Below are 1648 nucleotides of genomic sequence, written 5' to 3'. Positions count from 1 at the left end.
GGCACCTCGTGCTCGTTCTTGCACGCGGTGACGCAGGCGTTGCACTCGATGCAGCGTTCGGCATCGCAGAGGAATTTAGCTCGTGCCATGTCTCGCTCTCCTTACGCCGGCATGATCTTGCAGAGGGTGGCCTTGGTCTCCTGCATCTGGGTGACGGAGTCGTAGCCATAGGTCTGCGCGGTGTTGGTGGATTCACCCAAAACGATGGGATCCGCCCCGTCGGGATATTTCGAGCGCAGATCCTCGCCCTCGAAATGACCGCCGAAGTGGAAGGGCATGAAGGCAACGCCCTCGCCCACCCGCGGGGTGACCATGGCCATGACCTTGACCTTGCCGCCCTCGGGGCCCTCGACCCAGACATCCGCCCCGTCGCGTACGCCGAGATTGTTGGCGTCGCGCGGGTTGATCTCCACGAACATGTTCTGCTGGAGCTCGGCGAGCCACGGGTTGGACCGGGTCTCGTCGCCGCCACCCTCGTATTCGACCAGTCGGCCGGAGGTGAGGATGATCGGGTAGTCCTTCGAGAAGTCGTTCTTCTGGATCGAGGCGTACATGGTCGGCACGCGCCAGAAGGTCTTGTCCTCGTAGGTCGGGTAGTCTTCCACCAGATCGCGCCGGTTGGTGTAGAGCGGCTCGCGGTGCACCGGGACCGGGTCCGGGAAGGTCCAGACCACGCAGCGGGCCTTGGCGTTGCCGTAAGGCGCACAGCCGTGGGCGATCGCCACGCGCTGGATGCCGCCCGAGAGGTCGGTCTTCCAGTTCACGCCGCCGATCTTCTCGGCGAAGTCGGACGGGTAGGGCCCGGTCTGCGACTGCTCGCCGAGATCGGTGTCGGTCTCGGGACGCTGGTCGATATAGCCCGCGACATATTCGATCATGCGCCGCTCATAGGGCGTCAGATCGCTGTCCCAGCCGAGATCGATCAGCATCTGCATGGTGAACTCGGGATAGCCGTCCTCGATCTCGGAGCCGACGGTGTACGAGCCCTCGGCGAGCAGGTTCTCGCCATTGCGCTCGACGCCGTAGCGGGCCCGGAACGGCAGGCCGCCATCCTTCACCGCCAGCGAGGTGTCGTAGAGGTTGGCCGAGCCCGGGTGGTTCATCTCGGGCGTGCCCCAGCAGGGCCACGGCATGCCGTAGAAATCGCCATCCGCGGGGCCACCATTGGCGCGCAGCGTGGTGCGGTCGAAGGTGTGCTGGTTTTCCATGTGCATCTTGAGCCGTTCCGGCGACTGGCCGGTATAGCCCACGGTCCACATGCCGCGGTTGAACTCGCGGGTGAGATCCTCGACCAGCGGCTCTTCGCCATTCACCTCGATGTTGCGGAACAGGCGATCCGCAAAGCCGAACTTGGTGGCGAACTTGTGCATGATGATGTGGTCGGGAAGCGATTCGAAGAGCGGCTCCACCACCTTGTCACGCCACTGGATCGAGCGGTTCGACGCGGTCACCGAGCCGTAGGTCTCGAACTGGGTCGAGGCCGGCAGCAGGTAGGTGTTGTCGGTCCGGTCGTGCAGGATCGCCGAGACGGTGGGGTAGGGATCGACCACGACCAGCAGGTCGAGCTTCTCCATCGCCGTCTTCATCTCCTTCATCCGGGTCTGCGAGTTCGGGGCGTGGCCCCAGAACACCATGGCGCGGGTGTTGT

Annotated in this window: 2 protein-coding genes; both read right to left on the bottom strand. The window is 64.4% G+C overall.

Annotation, left to right across the window (positions count from 1 at the left end):
- A partial coding sequence (locus AC6RA4_RS25430; protein ID WP_500165103.1) for a 4Fe-4S binding protein occupies positions 1 to 89 on the bottom strand: 89 nt, incomplete at its 3' end.
- Positions 90 to 101: 12 nt separating this feature from the next.
- On the bottom strand, positions 102 to 1648 hold a 1547-nt coding region (locus AC6RA4_RS25425), incomplete at its 5' end, for a formate dehydrogenase subunit alpha (protein ID WP_500165101.1).

Source organism: Salipiger sp. (assembly GCF_059781815.1).
Note: the sequence above shows the minus strand (reverse complement) of the source record. Positions and strands in the feature narration are given on the sequence as shown.